This window comes from Streptomyces sp. NBC_01669 (assembly GCF_026339735.1).
In the GTDB taxonomy this organism is placed as follows: Bacteria; Actinomycetota; Actinomycetes; order Streptomycetales; family Streptomycetaceae; genus Streptomyces; species Streptomyces yanii.
This window is the reverse complement of sequence record NZ_JAPEQG010000001.1, coordinates 4426807-4445798: the sequence shown is the minus strand read 5'-3', so window position 1 is coordinate 4445798 and position 18992 is coordinate 4426807. Positions and strand designations below refer to the sequence as shown.

Genomic DNA, 18992 nt, shown 5'->3' with positions numbered 1-18992 from the left:
TAACGAGGGGGACTGACAGCTGACCATGGGGCGACGAGGTGCGCGTGCCGCCCCGTCAGGAAATCCGCAGCTCAGCCACGGGTGAGGAGCCGGCAGCGGTGGAAAGATCAGCTACGGGCGAAGAGCAGGTCGTGCACGACATGGCCCTTGTCCAGGCCCTGTCCCTCGAACCGGGTCAGCGGACGGAACGCGGGCCGCGGTGCGTAGCCGCCGTCCGCCGCCGTGTTCTCGAACAGGGGGTGCGCGGTCAGCACCTCGAGCATCTGCTCGGCGTACGGCTCCCAGTCGGTCGCACAGTGCAGCACGGCTCCCGGCTTCAGCCGCTGCGCCGCCAGATCGAGGAACTCCGGCTGGATCAGGCGCCGCTTGTGGTGGCGCTTCTTGGGCCACGGGTCGGGGAAGTACACCCGGAGCCCGTCGAGCGAGTCCGGCGGCAGCATCTTGCGCAGCAGGATGATCGCGTCACCGTTGGCCACCCGGATGTTGGACAGTCCGTTCCGGTCCGCGAGACCGAGCAGATTGCCCTGGCCCGGGGTGTGCACGTCGACGGCGAGTATGCCGGTGCCCGGGTCGTCTGCCGCCATCTGCGCGGTGGCCTCACCCATCCCGAAGCCGATCTCCAGCACGATCGGAAGCCCGTCGAACAGTTCCGGCAGGTCGAGGACCGACTGCCCGTCGATGTCCAGGCCCCACTTCGGCCAGAGCCGCTGCAGAGCGTCCTCCTGGCCGGGTGTGACACGGCTGCGGCGCGGCTGGAAGCTGCGGATCCGGCGCTCGTGGTGCGAACCGGCCGGATCGGCGGCGGGCCCGCCGGGGAAGCGCGGCTCCTGACGCAGCCTGCGCTGCCGCTCGAAGGCGGCGGCACGCAGATCGTGGGCCTCGTCGGTCTCGGGGGCGGGGTTCAAGGACTCAGACACAATGCCCCGATTCTACGGCGGGCGGCTTCCACCCCGTTCCCTGTGCCCGGAGCAGCGCCCTGCGTGCCACCTCCCGCCCGATGGGCAGAGAGGCCGTCGCGGCGGGCGACGGGGCGTTCAGCACGTGCACGGTGTGCGGGGCCTCACGGATCAGGAAGTCGTCCACCAGCGTGCCGTCGCGCAGCACCGCCTGGGCCCTGACACCGGACGGGGCGGGGCGCAGGTCGTCCTCCGTGACCTCGGGCAGCAGCCGCCGGACGGCCGCGGTGAATGCGCTCCTCGACAGCGAACGGTGCACCTCGCCCGCCCCGTACCGCCAGTGTCTGCGTGCGATCTGCCAGGAGCCCGGCCAGGTCAGCGTGTCCGCGAGCTCACGTGGGCGTACGACCGGCCAGCCGTACCCCTCGCGGGCCAGCGCGGGCACCGCGTTCGGCCCGACGTGGACGCCGCCGTCATGGCCCCGGGTCAGGTGCACCCCGAGGAACGGGAACGCCGGATCCGGCACCGGGTAGACCAGCCCGCGCACCAGCTCCGGCCTGGTCAGCTCGTAGTACTCCCCGCGGAAGGGCACGATCCGCATGCCCGGCTCGTCGCCCGCGAGCCGCGCCACCCGGTCGCAGTGCAGCCCCGCGCAGTTGACCAGGACCCGGGCCCGCACGACGCGGCCGTCCGCCGTCCGCACCGCCACACCCCACGGGCGGCGGTCGATCGCGGTGACCTCCGCCCCGAACCTGATCAGCCCGCCCGCGCCGCGCACCTCGGCCGCGAGCCGCTCGGCAACCGCCTTGAAGTCGCACACCCCGGTCGTCCCGACCCGGATCGCCGCGAGCCCGCGGACCTGCGGCTCGTACTCCGCGATCCCCGAGGGCCCCAGCTCCCGCACCGGCAGCCCGTGCTCCCGGCCGCGCTGCACCAGGGCGTGCAGCCGGGGCAGCTCGGACCGCTCGGTCGCGACGATCAGCTTGCCGGTCACCGCGTGCGGAATGCCGTACTCCGCGCAGAAGTCGACCATCTCGGCGGCGCCGCGCACCGCATAGCGGGCCTTCAGCGAACCGGGGCGGTAGTAGATGCCACTGTGGATCACCCCGCTGTTGCGCCCCGTCTGGTGGCGCGCCGGGCCCCACTCCTTCTCCAGTACCGTCACCCGCGTGCCCGGAGCGGTCCGCGTGAGGGCATACGCCGTCGACAGGCCGACGATCCCGCCGCCGATCACCAGCACATCGCAGTCGTACGCCGCGTGAGTCGTCATCACGCCACCTCCCACCCCGATAGTGCACTGACCCACTGACATCGCACTCAAACCAGCGAAGGCCAGCGTGGCGCCCGGAATTCCGCCCCCGGCCGCCTGCGCGTCGCCCGGAGGACTCCGCGCGTGCATCCGAGAGGCTGCGGGCGCCCCCGGGGAGGCCGCTACGCCGGCGCCACCAGCAGCGGCCGTGCCCGCTCGCGCAGCTCGGCGACGCGTGGCTCGTCCCCGTACGGTTCGAGGCGGTGCAGCAGGTCCCGTACGTATTCCGTGGTCCGCGCCGACGAGATGCGGCCGGCCACCTCGACCGCCCGGGTGCCCGCCGCGCAGGCCGCGTCCAGGTTGCCGGACTCCAGCTCGGCGACGGCCGAGACCACCAGCCGCAGCCCGTGCGAGCGCACGAACTCCTCGGTCGGCCGGGACAGTGCCTGTTCGGTGAAGCGCCGCACCTGCCGCGGGGCCTTCAGATCGCGGTAGCACTCCGCGGCGTCGGCGGCGAACCTGTCGTACGAGTAGAAGCCCAGCCACGACGGGTCCGCGTCGCCGTCCCGGGAACGCTCCAGCCAGCTCTCGGCGGCCTTCAGCGCGGCCCCCGCGGCCGGGGCGTCGCCCGCCTTCGCATGGGCCCGCGCCTCGACAAGACGGAAGAAACTCATGGTGCGGGCGGTGGCGAGTCCGCGGTTCCGTTCGACGGCCGCCTGCGCGAGGTCGACTCCCTCGTCGGCGGAGCCGCGGTAGGTCGCCTGCAGTGACATCGACGCGAGGACATAGCCGCCGAGCGGCACGTCGGCCGCGGCCCGCGCGAGCCGCAGCGCCTGGATGTAGTACCGCTGGGCGGCCTCCTGCTGCCCGGTGTCGAACGCCATCCACCCGGCGAGTCTGGTCAGCTCGGCGGCGGCGCCGAAGAGTGCCCGGCCCACCTCGTCGCTGTACGAGCCGAGGAGCAGCGGCGCAGCGTCCACCCGTAAACACTCCGGAACCATGGAGGAGCGCCAGTCGCCGCCGCCGTACTTGGAGTCCCAGCGGCGCGCGTCCTGGGCCGCCTCGCGGAGTTTGGTCACATCGCTGTGGCCGACGCGCAGCGGCGAGATGTCGTTCATGGAGTCCGGTCCCGGCTGTACGGGAATGCCGGGCGCACCGCCCGGCGCACCCGGCGGTGGCGGTGCACCGTGCGCGCCCTGCGTGCCGAGGATCGCCGCCTCGGCCACCGACGAGTCGCGTGCCACCGACGGGTCGGCGGGGGTTATCAGCCAGCGGGACGCGGGCGTCGCGTACGCGCTCACCGAGAACGAGCCCGCCAGCGACTGCCAGATCCCGCCGCTGCCCGCGCGGCGCCCGGCCAGATCCAGCCGGTACAGCTCGGTCGCCGAACGCACCGCCTCGCCCACGTCGCGCGGGAAGGCCAGACCGACCTCCGGCGCCGGATCGGCGTCCGCGAGCCCGATCTCGTGCAGCGGGACCGGCCGGCCGAGCTTGGCGCCGATCGCCGCGGCGATGAGATGGGGTGCGGCACCCTGCGGCACCATGCCCTTCGAGACCCATCTCGCCACCGAGGTCTTGTCGTAGCGAAGTGTCAGCCCGCGCTGCGCCCCGAGGTCGTTGACCCGCCGGGCGAGCCCGGCGTTGCTGATTCCCGCGAGGGCGAGAACGGTTCCGAGCTTCTCGTTCGGCCCGCGTTGCTCCCTGGACATGCGCCACCCCTCGACACACAGACGGCAGCCGCGTCACCGAGGAGGCGCGCGGCATTCGTACCGTGTTCTCCCCAGGGACGGGCCTCGGCACTCCGACCGCACACGCATGTGGCCGAGCCCCGAGGAATATGCCTCCTGCCGAGAACCTCAGTAAACCCAGCGTAGTTCGCCGCATCCCTACCGTTAAGGGGCAGACGTCCGTATGGCGGGATTGTTGTCCGTACGTGCGGTGGGCGGACGATCGGCGTACGGGGCGGTCCCACCGCGACGCTCCGGCCGCCCTGCCGGACCCGCCCGGACGCCGCTGGGGGCGCCGCCGGGCGAGCTCCCCACGTGCTCCTGGCGTGTGGTCGTGCGCCCGGCCGTGCGCTCTGGCCCGGCCGACGGGGCAGCGCTTCCATGGGTGCTGCGTGGGTCGGCCCACTGCACTGGACTCAGTGGGCCGGGGGACACCGCCGCCTCATTCCCCGCAGGCGGCGGACCGGTCCGGGAGGCGAACCACGTCTCCCGGACTGTGCGTTCGGCGGGCCGCCGGAGCGGACCGGGGCCGACGTGAGGGCGGGCGGGGAGCCGGTACGGGAGCGGCAGAGGGTCGTCGCGGAACCGGCCGGGCGACCTCGCATCAAAGCAGGGTGGAACGGGACATCGTGCGCGCCGGAAAACGGTTCCGGGACTTGCCGTTCTCTCCGAGAATGGCCGAATGGCGTCGGTCCGTCGCGGTTGGGCGGGCGATTCGCGGACACCCGGCGGGCTGCCGGCCTGCGGTCGGCGGGTAGTTCCGGAGGTGGCCGGATTTCGGCCGGTACGACCCGGGGGCAACGGGGAAGGCAACAAGCGGAACCTGTAGGTCCGTTGCGGCGCCCCCCAGCGTGCGGGGATCGGCCGGCCCCCGGTCGCCCTCCGGCTTTTGCCAGGGGCGCATGCGCTTGCGACGTGCGCCCTCCGTAGCCACTCCTGCGCGCCGTTGTCGTGGCAGCATGTTCCGCAACGGCGCTGCATGTTCTCGCAGTTCTCCCGGTACGAACCAGGTGCGCCGTTTTTGTCCACAGCCTGTGGAGGCGGCGATGCGTTGGTTGGTGGGGTGGAGCAGTATCGCCGCGAGCTTCGGCACGGTCGGCGCGGTCGGCGCAGCCGACGAGGGGCGCACGGTGCACCCCGTGGGCTCCCAACTCCTGTGGGGCGATCCGGATCCGCTCTGGGCGGTCGGCGACTGGCGCCCCGACGAGATCCGGATCGCCTCCGTCGAGACCGCCGAAGGCGCACCCACCGCCCGCCTCGCCGTCCTCGGCTGCTGCAGCGCCACCGACGAGCAGCTCCGGCTCGGCCTCCTCGCCGCCCGCGGCGGCGCCCTGCGCCATCTCACCGCCTGGCCGGGCAGCTACACGGCCGTCGTCCAGATCGGCCGGAGGATCACCGTCGTCGGGGACCTCGCCGGAGCCCGCCCGGTCTTCTACACGCCCTGGGCGAGCGGTACGGCGTACGCGACCGCCGCACTCCCGCTCGCCGACCTCATCGAGGCGCAGCTGGACATCGGCCACCTGGCCGCGCTCCTCGCCTGCCCCGAGACGCCGGAGGCACTGCGCGACGGCACTCCGTACGTGGGTGTGAAGCGCATCCCGCCGGGGCACGCGCTCATCCTCCGCGAGGGCTCCCGCGAGATCACCGGGTACGAGCCGGTCGCCTCCCTCGCCGTCGCCGCCCCCCAGCTCGACCCGGTGAGCGCCGTGGACGGGGTGCGCGACGCATTGCTCGAAGCGGTACGCGCCAGGCTCCTGGCGCCCCGCCACGCGCCCGAGACGCTGCCGCCCGACCCGGGACCGGTCCCCGGCATGGGGCCCGCCGAACGTCGCGCCGCCCGCGGCGCGCCCGTCCCCGGCATCGGCGCCGACCTCTCCGGAGGCAGCGCTTCCGCCACCCTCGCCCTGCTCGCCGCGGGCCTGCCCGGACTCCCCGGCACCCTCCTCGGCCACGGCACGGGCGCGGGCGAGCGGCTGCTCGCCGTCACCTTCAACGACCTCACCACCCGCGACCACGAGGACGAACTCGAACGCGCCGCGGTCATCGCCGCCAACCCGCGGCTGCACCACGTCGTCGTCGCCGCGGGCGAGGAGGCACTGCCCTACGCCGACCTGGGCAGTGGCCCGCTCACCGACGAACCGGCCCCGTCCCTCGTCGTCGCCGAACGCCACCGCAGGCGCCTCGCCGCCGGCAGCGCCGACCACTTCGTCGGCGACGGCGCCCGGCAGGTCCTCGACGCCCACCCGGCCCGCCTCGCCGACCTCCTGATGGACCGCCGCCGACGCCACCTGCTGCGCCCGGTCGCCGCCCTCGCCAGAGCCGAAGGACCGTCCGCACACTCGCTGTTCGTACCGCTGACCGTCTACCGCGCGGCCCGCCGCCTGGCCCGTACGTCGTACCGCACGGGTCTCGAAACGGCTGCCGACCGGCTCCCGGACGCCAACCGCCGCACGCCCGACCTCGGCACCCCCGCCGACGCCTCGCTCGCCGCGCTCACCTGGTCACGGCCGGGGCCCGCCGCCCGCTGGCTGACCGGGGAGGCGCTCGCGGAAGTGTCGGTGCGCCTCCAGGAGGCGGCGATCCGCCCCACTTCGGTCCAGCGCCCCGGCGAGGCCCGCGCCCGCGCCGCGCTCGCCCGGCACGCCGCCGACCACCGGATCCTGGAACAGGCCGCCGAGATCCGCAGCCAGCGGCTGCACGCCCCGTTCCTCGACAACCAGGTGGTACGGGCCGCCCGCGCCCTGCCCGAATCGCTCCGCGTCCAGCCGGGCGCCCGCGCCGCCATCCTGCGCCGCGTTCTCGCGGGCGCGGGCATCCACGAACTGCCGCCGGGCTGGGGCACCCCCTCCCAGGCGACCTCGACCGCGGTCAGCCGCACCGGTCTGCGCACCGCGCTCCCCGACCTGATCGCCCTCTTCGACGCCCCGCTGCTCGCCGACGCGGGCCTGATCGAGGCCCGGGTCGTACGAAAGGCCCTGCGCGCGGCTTCCGAGGGCGAACCGCTGCCCCTGGACGGCCTCGCCGACCTGGCCGCCACGGAGCTCTGGCTCCGCCGCCTCGTCTCCCGCCGCGGCACCTGCTGGACGGGCACGGCGGCGCCGCGCCAGCGCGCGGTGGCGGGCGGAGTGGTCCCGGCCCGCCGCCCCCTGCAACGCTGACCGCCCCGATACCCGACGCCGCTCGGCACGGGCTGGTTCCGGTGGCTGCGCAATCTCCGCAGCGAGGGCCTCGCCCGGACCGAACGGACCCTCTCGCTCGGCAACGACCCCACCGGTCCCTCCTGCTGGCCCCGGATGGAACTGCGCATGCTGCAGTTCTTCCTCGCCGTGGAGAGCCGGGTGTCCGACGACGTCCGTGACGACGACCGCATCCAGGAGCTTGTCCGCACCGTCCGGGACGCGTTCAGCACGACGGGTCCGCATTCCGCCCGCTTCCCCGGGCACCCAGCTGACCGTCGACGATCCTCGAACTTCTGCCCTGGGCACCGCGGAGTTCGCCGGCGCCCAGGGGAGCGGCTCGGATCCCCGCACGGTTCCGACGGCTCCGGCCCCCGGATCAGCGGCAGCTGATCCTCGACTCCGCCCAGTCGGCCAGCGTCACCCCGCCGAACGGGGCCGCCGGTTCCACGACGAGCCGGATCCGCTGCTGCCCCGCGATGCCGACCCCCATGGGTACGGCCGGATCGGTGCCGTTCATCAACGGGGATTGCCACAGCTGCACCCCGGCACCGTTGAACACGGAGAAGCGCACCGAGCCGAGCCCCGCCGTCAGATCGTCGACCCCGACCATCGCCTCGTAGCGGGTGCATGCCCGGTTCAGCTGGATGGTGACCGACGAACGGCCGTGCACGGTCACCCCGTGCGCGTACCGCGTGCCGCCGATCGACAGGCCTGAGCGCCGCCAGACCCAGCTGCTCTCACCCATCGACACCTCCGGCTCCGTGTGGTCGCCGAGGAAGGAGTAGCGCAACTCGCTGACCTGGTAGACGACGGCCGGCGGCGCGGGTGGCGGAGGCGTGGGCGTGGGTTTCGGCGGCTTCGGCGTGGGTGTGGGCGTAGGCGTGGGCGTCGGCGTAGGCGTGGGCGTGGGCGTCGGCTTCGCCCTCGGCGGCGGAGTCGGTGTGGGCGCGGGCGGGGCGGGCGCGCGCGGAGGTTCGGGCTCCGGCGTCGGCTTCGGGGGCGGTGGCGACGGCACCGCGGGTGCCACCACCGGCGGTTTGGCCACGGGCTTGGCCTCCGGCTTCGGCTGCTCGTCACCGACCAGCGCCCAGACCAGACCGGCCGCGGCCGCGACAGCCACCGCCGCCGCGATACCGGCCTTGACCGGGGCGCCGAGCCCCTCCGAGGCCACGGCGCCACCGGCCGTACCGCCGGACGAACTCCCGCCCGTCGCCGCCGCGGCACCTGCACCCGCCGCGCCGCCCGCCACGATCCCGGCGGCCTTGAGCGCGTATCCGGCGGCGAACCAGCCGACGACCGCGACCGGGAGCAGCGCCGGAATCCCGGCGTTGACATGCGCCAGCTCGCCCGCGGCGACCCGGCACTTCGCGCACTCGTCCAGATGCTTGCGCAGCCCGCGTTCGGCCCGCATCCGCAGGCCGCCCCGGGCGTAGGCGCCGAGCCGGTCGGCATAGCGCGCACAGTTGCCGCCCGAGGTGAGCGACTGGCTCACATGCGCCTGCAGATACGCCTGCTTGAGCCCCTCACGGGCCCGGCTGGCCAGCACCGCCGTGGCATTGGCGGTCAGCCCGAACAGCGGCGCGATCTCGCTCGGCGACTCCTCCTCGACGGTGGTGTGCCACAGCACCGCCTGCCAACGCTCCGGCAGACTGCGGAACGCCTGCATGGCCATCGACTGCTCGGCCTCGTGCATCGCCATGACGTCCGCGCCCAGATCCAGCGTGTCCGTGTCCGGCACCCCGGAGGAGCGGGACGCCTGCACGGCGAACACCGCGAAGTCATCGACCAGTTGCTCCCGCTTCGCCGTTCTCGTCCAGGCAGCGGCGACATGCCGTACCGCCGTCATGAGGTACGCCCGCACGGCCTCCTCGGGGCCTTTGCCACCCCGCACCGCCTGCAGAGTGCGGGCGAAGACCTCGGCCGTCAGGTCGTCGGCCGTGTGGGCGTCCCGACAGCAGCTCCGGGCGTAGCGCCGCACACTGCCCGAGTGCCGCCGGAACAACTCCTCGTACGCGAGGTCGTCCCCGGACCGCATGTGCTGGATCAACTGGGCGTCGGAGAGCGCGAGTCCGGCTGATCCGGCACTGCTCCCGCCGTCCCGCTGCATCGGCACGGTGGTCTCGGCCCCGACGGTGGCACCGGCACTGACATCGGCATTGCCGCCCGCCGGCGCGGACGGCCAGGGTCCGGGCAGCACGGTTCCGCCCTCGGCGTCAGCGCCCGACCGCCCGGGGCCGGCCTGGCTCGGGACCTGCCGGAACGTCGGCTCACCGGCCTCCGCGCCCTCACCCACGACCGAGACGTCGTCGAGCGGTTCTTCCTGCTGCCCGTCACCGCTCATCGCGGAAGCCCCCGTATGCGCTTTCGGACCCGAACACCGGGCCAGCGTGCCACACGGCGCAATCACGGCGAACGTTCCATCACGGCAACCACTCGTCCGGGGCGTTTTCCCGAATGCGAGCACTAACGACCTGATCCGCTCGCTATCGTGCACCAGGCCGTAAGGGCAGTCCCGTGGCCCCTGGCGGGCGCACGAGGACCACGCCGACCCCTCACGCCACCTGGCACGGACCCGACGCCCCGCGCGGGGGCCCGACGACGCCCGACCGCCTGGCCGACCCGCGCCGCCAGGCGCCTCGCCCGGCGGATCGGGCCACGGCCCGAGCGGCCACAGCCCGGGCGACCGAAGGCCCGCCGAACTGCCCGCACGCCCGAGCCCACGCGCAAGCCCGAGCCCGCCCGCGAACCCGGGCTCACGCATACCCGAGTTCACCTGTCATGCGGTCCCGCTCATGTCGTCCCGGTCACGCAGGGCGCGAGCGCAGCCCCTCCAGCAGGATGTCCAGCAGTCGGGCCGAAGCGGCAGCCTGCTGAGCCGCATCCGGCAGGGCGGGCGCCGCCGTCGCGATGACCAGCAGCACGTCCGCCACCGTCACATCACGCCGCAGCTCACCCGCCGCCCGCGCACGGTCGACCAGGCGGCCCACGACCTCCAGCAGTTCGGCCGTGCCCGCGCTCTCGTCCGAGAGCCCGTCGTCGTCGGCCGGGTGCCGACTGGCGACCCGGGGGTCGGCCTGGCCCGCCCCCTGCCGCTGATGAGGAACCCGTGCCTCATCCCGGGCATCCCGGACATCGCCGGAGACCGCAGCCGAGGCCGCGCCCACATCCTGCGCAACTCCCGTGTCCCCGACCACCGTCGAGTCGTCGACATCGACCCCGACCCGCAGCACCTGCGGCGGCAGCAGCCGCCCCGCGCCCGAGGCCACGGAGGTCCGCAGGAAGCGCGAGAGCGCCGACCACGGCTCGTCCTCCTGCCCCAGCGCGGTCCGCGCCTGGTCGGTCAGCCGGGAGGTCTCCTCCTCGGCTATTCGGCGTACCAGCACGTCCTTGCTCGGGAAACGCCGGTACACCGTGCCGACCCCGACCCGGGCGCGGCGTGCCACGTCCTCCATCGGAGCCCCGTACCCCAGCTCGCCGAACACCTCGCGTGCGGCCCGCAGTACATGCTCCAGATTTCGCTGTGCGTCCACGCGCAGCGGCGCCGAGCGGCCGGCGGTGGAGCTGGAGCCGACGGTCGTTCCCGCCGTGCTCACCGTACCGACTGTGCCGATTCGTCCGTTTCCGTCGGACGAGACAGCAGCAGTCTGCCAATGCGAATCCTGAATATGCATAACTTTTCCCCCGGTTATGACGTCTCCCCCCGGAGACTTCCCGCCGTGTCAGTCGGGGCGTGGATCATCGTCCCAGCCCGACACCCCGACGACATACGAACATAGTTGAGCCCAGGTCAATTCAGAAGAGGGCAGTTCCGCACGGTGCGCCCCCCGATCGGAGCAACGACCGGTTGATTCCTGATTCCACCCCTCGCCATCACCCCCACTGCAACGTCTGACCTGCGCAGCTTCCGTATTGCCCCGGTGGCCGACCCCAGGGGCCCATCCGGAACCTCCGGTCACACAATTTGCCGGGGCTGTGGACAAATTCCTGAGCACGTTGCGTCATGGGGAGGTGATGGCTTCAGATTCCCGGGGGACACCCCCCGGCCCGCCGCCGGGTGTGCGCATCCTCGTCATCGGCGGCGGCTACGTCGGGATGTACACAGCGCTGCGTCTCCAGCGGAAGCTGAAGCAGAGACTCAAGTCCGGCGAGGCCGAGATCGTCGTCGTCACACCCGAGCCCTACATGACGTATCAGCCGTTCCTGCCCGAGGCGGCCGCAGGCTCGATCTCGCCGCGCCATGTCGTCGTACCGCTCCGCCGCGTGCTGGCGCAGTGCACGATCGTCATCGGCGAGGCGCAGCGCATCGACCACGCCAAGCGCACCGCGACCGTCACCACGCTCGCCACCGGCGAGGACGGCACCGGCGCCCTGGAGATCCCGTACGACGAGATCGTCATCGCACCCGGCTCCGTCTCGCGCACCCTCCCGATCCCCGGACTCGCCGACCACGGCATCGGCTTCAAGACCATCGAGGAGGCCATCGGCCTGCGCAACCACGTCATCGAGCAGATGGACATCGCCTCCGCCACCCGCGACCCGGCCATCCGCGACGCCGCCCTCACCTTCGTCTTCGTCGGCGGCGGCTACGCGGGCGTGGAGGCGCTCGCCGAACTCGAGGACATGGCCCGCTACACCTCGCGGTACTACCACAACATCAAGGCAGAGGACCTGAAATGGATCCTCGTCGAGGCGTCCGACCGGATCCTGCCGGAGGTCGGCGACGTGATGGGCATGTACGCCGTACGGGAGCTGCGCGGCCGCAATATCGACGTACGCCTCGGCACCCGGCTGGACTCCTGCGAGGACCGGGTCGCCGTCCTCAGCGACGGCTCCCGCTTCCCGACCCGCACGCTCGTGTGGACCGCAGGCGTCAAGCCCGCCCCGATCCTCGCCGCCACCGATCTGCCCCTCACCGAGCGCGGCAGGCTCCGCTGCACCGCGCAGCTCGCCGTCGAGGGCGCCGAACACGCCTGGGCCGCCGGGGACGCCGCGGCCGTTCCCGATCTGACGGCCGGTGAACCGGGCAAGGAGACCGCGCCCAACGCCCAGCACGCCGTGCGCCAGGCCAAAGTCCTCGCCGAGAACATCCTCGCGGCGATCAGCGGCGAACCGCTCGAGGAGTACCGGCACAGCTACGCGGGCTCCGTCGCCTCGCTCGGCCTCCACAAGGGCGTCGCCCATGTCTACGGACGCAAGCTCAAGGGCTATCCGGCCTGGCTGATGCACCGTACGTACCACCTGAGCAGGGTCCCGACCTTCAACCGGAAGGCCCGCGTCCTTGCCGAATGGACCCTCGCCGGACTCTTCAAACGCGAGATCGTCTCCCTCGGCTCGCTGGAACACCCGCGCGCCGAATTCGAACTCGCCGCCGGGGGCAGACGCACCGGGGACGACGGTCCGCCCAAGCAGGATGGCTGACTGTCAGTACGGTCCGGCACACTGGACGTGTGACCATAGGTGGGTCCACACCTGCACAGAGTGACCCGGCGGACCGTGACCAACAGTGACCAGTACGAGGCCCGGCTGCGCCTCACCGGGGGTCCGGCCCCCGGTGCCCCCGACCCCGGCGGAAGAGAGCCGGCAGAGGAAGCAGCCCGCCCGAGCGGACCAGACCGACACACGAGGCCAGAATTTCCGTGAACTTCACGCGTTGGAGCGCCCGCCTACCAGGAACGCAGCGTCGCGCCGCCGCCCGGGACAACCGCAGTTCGGTGCCCGCGGCCCGCGGCGAGTACGCCGGGGCCGGGCCAGGGTCCGCCGCACCGGACGGAAACACCCCCAAGGCCTTCGGAGAGGTCTCCGGACCGGCCTCCGAACCGGCCCCCGGACCCGCGCTGGAGGATCTCTCCGCCCGTGAGCTCCTCGGCCGGCTGCCCGCTCCGGTCGCCCTGGTGTACGGCCCCGACCACCGCATCGCCTACGTCAACGACGCCTACGCCGCAGCCTTCGGTCCCCGCCCCACCGGCGCCACGGCGGCCGACGCGATGCCGGAGCTCGACGAGCTCAGCCTGCTGCCCCTCATGGACCAGGTCCTGCGCAGCGGCACGCCCCGTACGGTCAAGTCCCGGAAGGTCCGCAACGGCAGCTCGTACACCGTGACCTGCACCCCCGTCGCCACGCCCGCCGCCCACGGCAAGAAGGACGGCAGCGGCAAGGGGAGCGAGAGCGGTGTTCTCGTCTACGCAGCCGACGTCACCGACCACGCCGAAGCGGCCGAGCGCCTCCGCACCAGCGAGCGCCGCCACCGCGAGACAGCCGTCACCCTCCAGCGCTCCCTGCTCCCGCAGGAGCTGGAGCAGCCCGACGACCTGCGGATCGCCGCCACGTACCAGCCGGGCGGCACGGACGCGGCGGTCGGCGGCGACTGGTACGACGTCATCACCCTCGGCGCGGGCCGCACCGCGCTCGTCATCGGGGACGTGATGGGCCGCGGGGTGCGCGCCGCCGCGGTGATGGGCCAGCTCCGCACCGCCGTCCGCGCCTACGCCCGCCTCGACCTCCCGCCGCACGAGGTGCTGCAGCTGCTCGACGGGCTCGCCGCCGAGATCGACGCCAGTCAGATCGCCACCTGCGCCTACGCGGTCCACGATCCGAACGAGGGCCGGCTCGTCTACGCCTCCGCCGGCCACCTCCCGATCCTTGTCCGCGACGAGGACGCTTCGGTGCGCCGCGCCGAGGATCCGACCGGACCGCCGCTCGGCACCGGAGGCTGGATCCACACGTCGGGCACGATCGCGCTGCCACCCGGCTCCACCGCCGTCTTCTACACGGACGGTCTCGTGGAACGCCGCAGCGAGGACATCGACGAGGGGGTCGCGGCCCTGGAGCGCGCCCTCTCCGGCGCCAAGGGATCACCGCAGGTGGTCTGCGACCGTCTCATCCGCTCCCTCGGGGTCACCGCCGAACACGACGACGACGTGGCGGTGCTGGTGGTCCAGCACCCGGCCCGCACGGGGGCGAACGCGGAGCTGTTCCACAACGCCTCGCTCGATCTCCTCGGCGGCATCGAAGCGGCCCCGCGCGCCCGCGCCTTCGCCACCGGCGTCCTGACGTCGTGGCGGTTTCCGGTGGAACTGTGCGACCTGGGCGTCCTCGCCGCCAGCGAACTGGTGGCGAACTCCCTCCAGCACGGCACCCCGCCGATGCGCCTGGGGCTGCGCCGCACCGACCGCCGCCTGATCATCGAGGTGACCGACGGCGACGACCATCTGCCGCGCCGCCGCCGCGCCGAGCCGGTGGACGAAGCGGGCCGCGGCATCTCCATCGTCGCGACGATCGCCTCGTCCTGGGGCAGCCGCCGCACACCCGGCGGCGGCAAAGCGGTCTGGTGCGAGTTCGCGCTGCCTCAGTGAGCGGCAGCAGGAGCCGCGGCTGAAACCACAGGAGCCGCAACAGGGGCCGCAACGGGGGCGGTCGCCGGCTCGGCCGTCGCTGTGGCTGTCGCCTCGGCGTCCGGCACCGACAGGGCCACCACCCGCGACGGCACCACCGCGAGCGAAGGCTGATCCTGTACGGGGGTGAGCCGACGCCCCAGCCGCAGTGCGAGCACGGTGATGCCCAGCGAGAACAGCACGAACGTCACGATGTACGGCCCGTGCAGCGAGGCCCCCATCGGCCCGCCCACGGCCGGACCGACCGCCAGCGCGAGCTGCTTGACCAGGGCGAAGGCCGAGTTGTACTGACCGACCATCGACTCCGGCGCCAGATCGGCGACCAGCGGCGCGACCGTCGGCGAGAGCATCGACTCACCGAGTCCGAACAGGGCGTACGTGGAGATCATCGCGGCCGTCGCCATGGTCTGGCTGCCGTGCCCGAGCCCCGCGTACCCCGCCACGATCCAGGCGAACGCCCAGATCAGCCCGACCGCGGCAATGACCCGGCTGCGCTTGCGGCGCTCCACCAGTCGCAGCACGACGAACTGCGCCACGACAATGACCGCGGTGTTGGCGGCCAGCGCGATGCCCAGCGTCGAGGGCTCGATCCCGGCAGCCTCGGTGCCGTACGCCGCAAGACCGGACTCGAACTGTCCGTAGCAGGCGAAGAACAGCACGAAGCCCAGCACACACAGCTGCACCATCGCCCGGTGCGAGAGCAGCATCCGCAACCCGCCCTTCGCGGCGGACCCGTCGGTGGGCCTGGCGTCCGCGAACGCGGGGGAACGAGGCATCCGCACCGTCACCGCGACGACGCCGAGCACGATGAACATCGCCGCCTCGATCAGGAACAGCAGCGTGAAGGTCTCCGGCCGGCTCGTGTCGACGATCTGCCCGCCGACCAGACCACCGATGCCGAGCCCCAGGTTCTGCAGGAAGAACTGCATCGCGAAGGCGCGCGTACGGGTGGCGGCGCCGGAACACTGGACGAGCATCGTGGCGAGCGCCGGCGACATGACGGCCGTGCCCGCACCGAGGACGGCGGCCGACAGCACGGCGGTCGTCACGTTCGACGAAAGCCCGAGGGCCGCCGCGCCCACGGACGCCACCACGGCGGCGACGATCAGTACCGGCATCGGACCGCGCCGGTCGATGGACCGCCCGGTGAACGGCAGGACTGCCAGCGCTGCCATGGCGAAGACAGCCAGCACGACTCCCGCCGTACCGGCGCCCAGATCCCGCACCTGTGCCACATAGACATACAGATACGGAACGGTGAACCCCACACCGAACGCGCTCAGCGCGCTCCCCAGCTGGATCCGCCGCAGCGCTGCGCCCATTTCCCTGGTCACACTCACCTACCTCAAGCTCACGAAGGACTCACGTCCAAAGACTTCAATAGTAAAGTTCGAACCTCAACAATACAGACCGAAGGACTTCGACGCCAATGAAAGGCGTGCCATACTGCCCGCCATGCCTGACACCACCGAGCCCTCCGGCCTCCAGGAGCCGAGCCTCGACGAGCAGATCGCCGCTTATCAGCGCGAGTTCCGCGACCTGGATCCCCAGGTCGAGCAGGTCGTCTCGGCCCTCGGCCGGCTGAACCGCCGGATGAACGTCGGGTACGGACGCCAGCTGGCCGACCTCGGCATCAGCAACGCCGAGTGGGAGGTCCTCAAGACCCTCGTCGTGGCGGGCTCCCCCTACCGGCTGGGCCCGGGGGAGCTGGCCAAGCGCCTCGGTCTCACCCCGGCGGCGATGACCCACCGCATCGACCGCATGGCGAACGAGGGTCTGGTCACGCGGGACAGGGACGAGAACAACCGCGTACGCGTCATCGTCGAACTGACAGATGAGGGGCGTACGAAGTGGCTGGAGGCGATGCGCATGGCATCCGCCTTCGAGGAGGACCTGCTCCAGGACCTCTCGGGCGAGGAGCGCGGCGCCCTCGGCGAGATGCTGATCCGCCTCCTGCGCAGGGTCGAGCACACCCAACCGGACGCCGGCGGCCGGCTCACGGACCTGGACTGACCCGCACCGGACGGGGACACGCGAGGCAGGGGACACGCCGGAAAACGGCTTGACCTGGCGGAGTTGACACGCCCCTCCCCGATCCGTAAGGTTCTTCGAGTTGTCACGGGCCGGAACGGTTCTGCGACAACCGATCCCGCCGCGAATGCGGCAACTCAAACTCAGCACGATCTCCCACTCGGGAAGATTTCGGCATGCCGGAATTCATTTCGAAGGCTCGATTATGAGCCGCCGGGAAAATCCGCTAGAGTTTGGACGTCGGAACGGCCCAACAGCCGGGAAGACAAACCCCACTGACTGGGAATCAGGCCCGAAAGGATCTGATAGAGTCGGACTCGCCGGAAAGGGAAACGCGAAAGCGAAGAACTGGAAAGCGCAGTGACAAATCTTCTGCTTCGCAGAGGGCCCGCTTCGACCGGGAATCGGACACGAAAGAGTCTGATAGAGTCGGAAACGCAAGACCGAAGGGAAAGCCCGGAGGAAAGCCCGAGAGGGTGAGTACAAAGGAAGCGTCCGTTCCTTGAGAACTCAACAGCGTGCCAAAAGTCAACGCCAGATATGTTGATACCCCGGCCTGCTTCGGCAGGTTCGAGGTTCCTTTGAAAGTCCTGCCGGGCCTCACGGTTCCGGTAGGCAATTACACAGCGAGGACGCTGTGAACGATCGGTCCTATTCCGACCGGTCGTTCCGCTCTCGTGTGTCATCCCGATTACGGGAGAACATTCACGGAGAGTTTGATCCTGGCTCAGGACGAACGCTGGCGGCGTGCTTAACACATGCAAGTCGAACGATGAAGCCCTTCGGGGTGGATTAGTGGCGAACGGGTGAGTAACACGTGGGCAATCTGCCCTTCACTCTGGGACAAGCCCTGGAAACGGGGTCTAATACCGGATAACACTCTGTCCCGCATGGGACGGGGTTAAAAGCTCCGGCGGTGAAGGATGAGCCCGCGGCCTATCAGCTTGTTGGTGGGGTGATGGCCTACCAAGGCGACGACGGGTAGCCGGCCTGAGAGGGCGACCGGCCACACTGGGACTGAGACACGGCCCAGACTCCTACGGGAGGCAGCAGTGGGGAATATTGCACAATGGGCGAAAGCCTGATGCAGCGACGCCGCGTGAGGGATGACGGCCTTCGGGTTGTAAACCTCTTTCAGCAGGGAAGAAGCGAAAGTGACGGTACCTGCAGAAGAAGCGCCGGCTAACTACGTGCCAGCAGCCGCGGTAATACGTAGGGCGCAAGCGTTGTCCGGAATTATTGGGCGTAAAGAGCTCGTAGGCGGCTTGTTGCGTCGGTTGTGAAAGCCCGGGGCTTAACCCCGGGTCTGCAGTCGATACGGGCAGGCTAGAGTGTGGTAGGGGAGATCGGAATTCCTGGTGTAGCGGTGAAATGCGCAGATATCAGGAGGAACACCGGTGGCGAAGGCGGATCTCTGGGCCATTACTGACGCTGAGGAGCGAAAGCGTGGGGAGCGAACAGGATTAGATACCCTGGTAGTCCACGCCGTAAACGTTGGGAACTAGGTGTTGGCGACATTCCACGTCGTCGGTGCCGCAGCTAACGCATTAAGTTCCCCGCCTGGGGAGTACGGCCGCAAGGCTAAAACTCAAAGGAATTGACGGGGGCCCGCACAAGCAGCGGAGCATGTGGCTTAATTCGACGCAACGCGAAGAACCTTACCAAGGCTTGACATATACCGGAAAGCATCAGAGATGGTGCCCCCCTTGTGGTCGGTATACAGGTGGTGCATGGCTGTCGTCAGCTCGTGTCGTGAGATGTTGGGTTAAGTCCCGCAACGAGCGCAACCCTTGTTCTGTGTTGCCAGCATGCCCTTCGGGGTGATGGGGACTCACAGGAGACTGCCGGGGTCAACTCGGAGGAAGGTGGGGACGACGTCAAGTCATCATGCCCCTTATGTCTTGGGCTGCACACGTGCTACAATGGCCGGTACAATGAGCTGCGATGCCGCGAGGCGGAGCGAATCTCAAAAAGCCGGTCTCAGTTCGGATTGGGGTCTGCAACTCGACCCCATGAAGTCGGAGTTGCTAGTAATCGCAGATCAGCATTGCTGCGGTGAATACGTTCCCGGGCCTTGTACACACCGCCCGTCACGTCACGAAAGTCGGTAACACCCGAAGCCGGTGGCCCAACCCCTTGTGGGAGGGAGCTGTCGAAGGTGGGACTGGCGATTGGGACGAAGTCGTAACAAGGTAGCCGTACCGGAAGGTGCGGCTGGATCACCTCCTTTCTAAGGAGCACTTCTTACCAAGCCTGCTTGGTCAGAGGCCACTACGTCGGCAAATGTTCGACGGTGGTAGCTCATGGGTGGAACGTTGACTATTCGGCACGACAGGTTGTTTTTCACTAGTACTGCTTCGGCGTGGAACGTGGGAAGGGATCGGTTGTGTCGGGCACGTTGTTGGGTATCTGAGGGTACGGCCGTGTGGTCGCCTTCAGTTGCCGGCCCCAGTGAACTCGCCCTTTTCGGGTGGGGTGATGGGTGGCTGGTCGTTGTTTGAGAACTGCACAGTGGACGC

Annotated in this window: 11 protein-coding genes and 1 rRNA gene; 6 read left to right on the top strand and 6 right to left on the bottom strand. The window is 70.8% G+C overall.

Annotated elements, in window-relative coordinates; all coding sequences use genetic code 11:
• Window positions 1–107: 107 nt before the first annotated feature.
• From trmB to OG972_RS19830, 3 genes are all read right to left on the bottom strand, one after another.
• A complete protein-coding gene (gene trmB, locus OG972_RS19840; protein ID WP_266983365.1) occupies window positions 108–917 on the bottom strand; it encodes a tRNA (guanosine(46)-N7)-methyltransferase TrmB in 810 nt (269 codons plus the stop codon).
• Window positions 910–2166, bottom strand: coding sequence for an L-2-hydroxyglutarate oxidase (gene lhgO / locus OG972_RS19835; protein ID WP_266983363.1), 1257 nt, complete (start codon window positions 2164–2166; stop codon window positions 910–912). Before lhgO ends, trmB begins: the two co-directional genes overlap by 8 nt.
• 161 nt (window positions 2167–2327) lie before the next feature.
• Window positions 2328–3854, bottom strand: coding sequence for a sporulation protein (locus OG972_RS19830; protein WP_266983361.1), 1527 nt, complete (start codon window positions 3852–3854; stop codon window positions 2328–2330).
• Window positions 3855–4918: 1064 nt separating this feature from the next.
• On the opposite strand from OG972_RS19830, the gene OG972_RS19825 reads away from it, so the two are divergent.
• Entirely contained in the window at window positions 4919–7030 is a 2112-nt protein-coding gene (locus OG972_RS19825; RefSeq protein WP_266983359.1) for an asparagine synthase-related protein, read from the top strand.
• A 147-nt stretch (window positions 7031–7177) separates the two neighbouring features.
• On the top strand, window positions 7178–7441 hold the full coding sequence (locus OG972_RS19820) for a hypothetical protein (RefSeq protein ID WP_266983357.1): 264 nt from the start codon (window positions 7178–7180) through the stop codon (window positions 7439–7441).
• Here OG972_RS19820 and OG972_RS19815 read toward each other — a convergent pair.
• Complete coding sequence (locus OG972_RS19815) at window positions 7428–9392, bottom strand: sigma-70 family RNA polymerase sigma factor (protein ID WP_266983355.1); 1965 nt, start codon at window positions 9390–9392, stop codon at window positions 7428–7430. The genes OG972_RS19820 and OG972_RS19815 overlap by 14 nt on opposite strands.
• 463 nt (window positions 9393–9855) lie before the next feature.
• Window positions 9856–10722 carry a TetR/AcrR family transcriptional regulator gene (locus tag OG972_RS19810; protein ID WP_266983353.1) on the bottom strand — a complete coding sequence of 289 codons (867 nt, stop codon included), beginning with the start codon at window positions 10720–10722 and terminating at the stop codon, window positions 9856–9858.
• Between the two features lie 340 nt (window positions 10723–11062).
• Between OG972_RS19810 and OG972_RS19805 the strand changes: the two genes are divergently transcribed.
• Together OG972_RS19805 and OG972_RS19800 are read left to right on the top strand one after the other, a co-directional pair.
• Window positions 11063–12469, top strand: a complete 1407-nt coding sequence (locus OG972_RS19805) for an NAD(P)/FAD-dependent oxidoreductase (RefSeq protein WP_266983351.1) — start codon at window positions 11063–11065, stop codon at window positions 12467–12469.
• A gap of 218 nt (window positions 12470–12687) precedes the next feature.
• Window positions 12688–14403: a SpoIIE family protein phosphatase gene (locus tag OG972_RS19800; protein ID WP_266983349.1), complete on the top strand. Its 1716-nt coding sequence runs from the start codon at window positions 12688–12690 to the stop codon at window positions 14401–14403.
• Here OG972_RS19800 and OG972_RS19795 read toward each other — a convergent pair.
• Entirely contained in the window at window positions 14397–15764 is a 1368-nt protein-coding gene (locus OG972_RS19795) for an MFS transporter (RefSeq protein ID WP_266990590.1), read from the bottom strand. The genes OG972_RS19800 and OG972_RS19795 overlap by 7 nt on opposite strands.
• 133 nt (window positions 15765–15897) lie before the next feature.
• Between OG972_RS19795 and OG972_RS19790 the strand changes: the two genes are divergently transcribed.
• Window positions 15898–16455, top strand: coding sequence for a MarR family winged helix-turn-helix transcriptional regulator (locus tag OG972_RS19790; protein WP_266983348.1), 558 nt, complete (start codon window positions 15898–15900; stop codon window positions 16453–16455).
• 722 nt (window positions 16456–17177) lie between these two features.
• Window positions 17178–18703 (top strand): 16S ribosomal RNA (locus tag OG972_RS19785).
• The last annotated feature ends 289 nt before the right edge of the window (window positions 18704–18992 follow it).

Coding starts and splice junctions, on each gene's coding strand:
- OG972_RS19820 (WP_266983357.1), top strand. CDS start 7,178: ATGCTGCAGTTCTTCCTCGCCGTGGAGAGCCGGGTGTCCGACGACGTC.
- OG972_RS19805 (WP_266983351.1), top strand. CDS start 11,063: ATGGCTTCAGATTCCCGGGGGACACCCCCCGGCCCGCCGCCGGGTGTG.
- OG972_RS19815 (WP_266983355.1), bottom strand. CDS start 9,392: ATGAGCGGTGACGGGCAGCAGGAAGAACCGCTCGACGACGTCTCGGTC.
- OG972_RS19795 (WP_266990590.1), bottom strand. CDS start 15,764: ATGGGCGCAGCGCTGCGGCGGATCCAGCTGGGGAGCGCGCTGAGCGCG.
- OG972_RS19790 (WP_266983348.1), top strand. CDS start 15,898: ATGCCTGACACCACCGAGCCCTCCGGCCTCCAGGAGCCGAGCCTCGAC.
- OG972_RS19830 (WP_266983361.1), bottom strand. CDS start 3,854: ATGTCCAGGGAGCAACGCGGGCCGAACGAGAAGCTCGGAACCGTTCTC.
- OG972_RS19810 (WP_266983353.1), bottom strand. CDS start 10,722: ATGCATATTCAGGATTCGCATTGGCAGACTGCTGCTGTCTCGTCCGAC.
- OG972_RS19825 (WP_266983359.1), top strand. CDS start 4,919: ATGCGTTGGTTGGTGGGGTGGAGCAGTATCGCCGCGAGCTTCGGCACG.
- lhgO (WP_266983363.1), bottom strand. CDS start 2,166: ATGACGACTCACGCGGCGTACGACTGCGATGTGCTGGTGATCGGCGGC.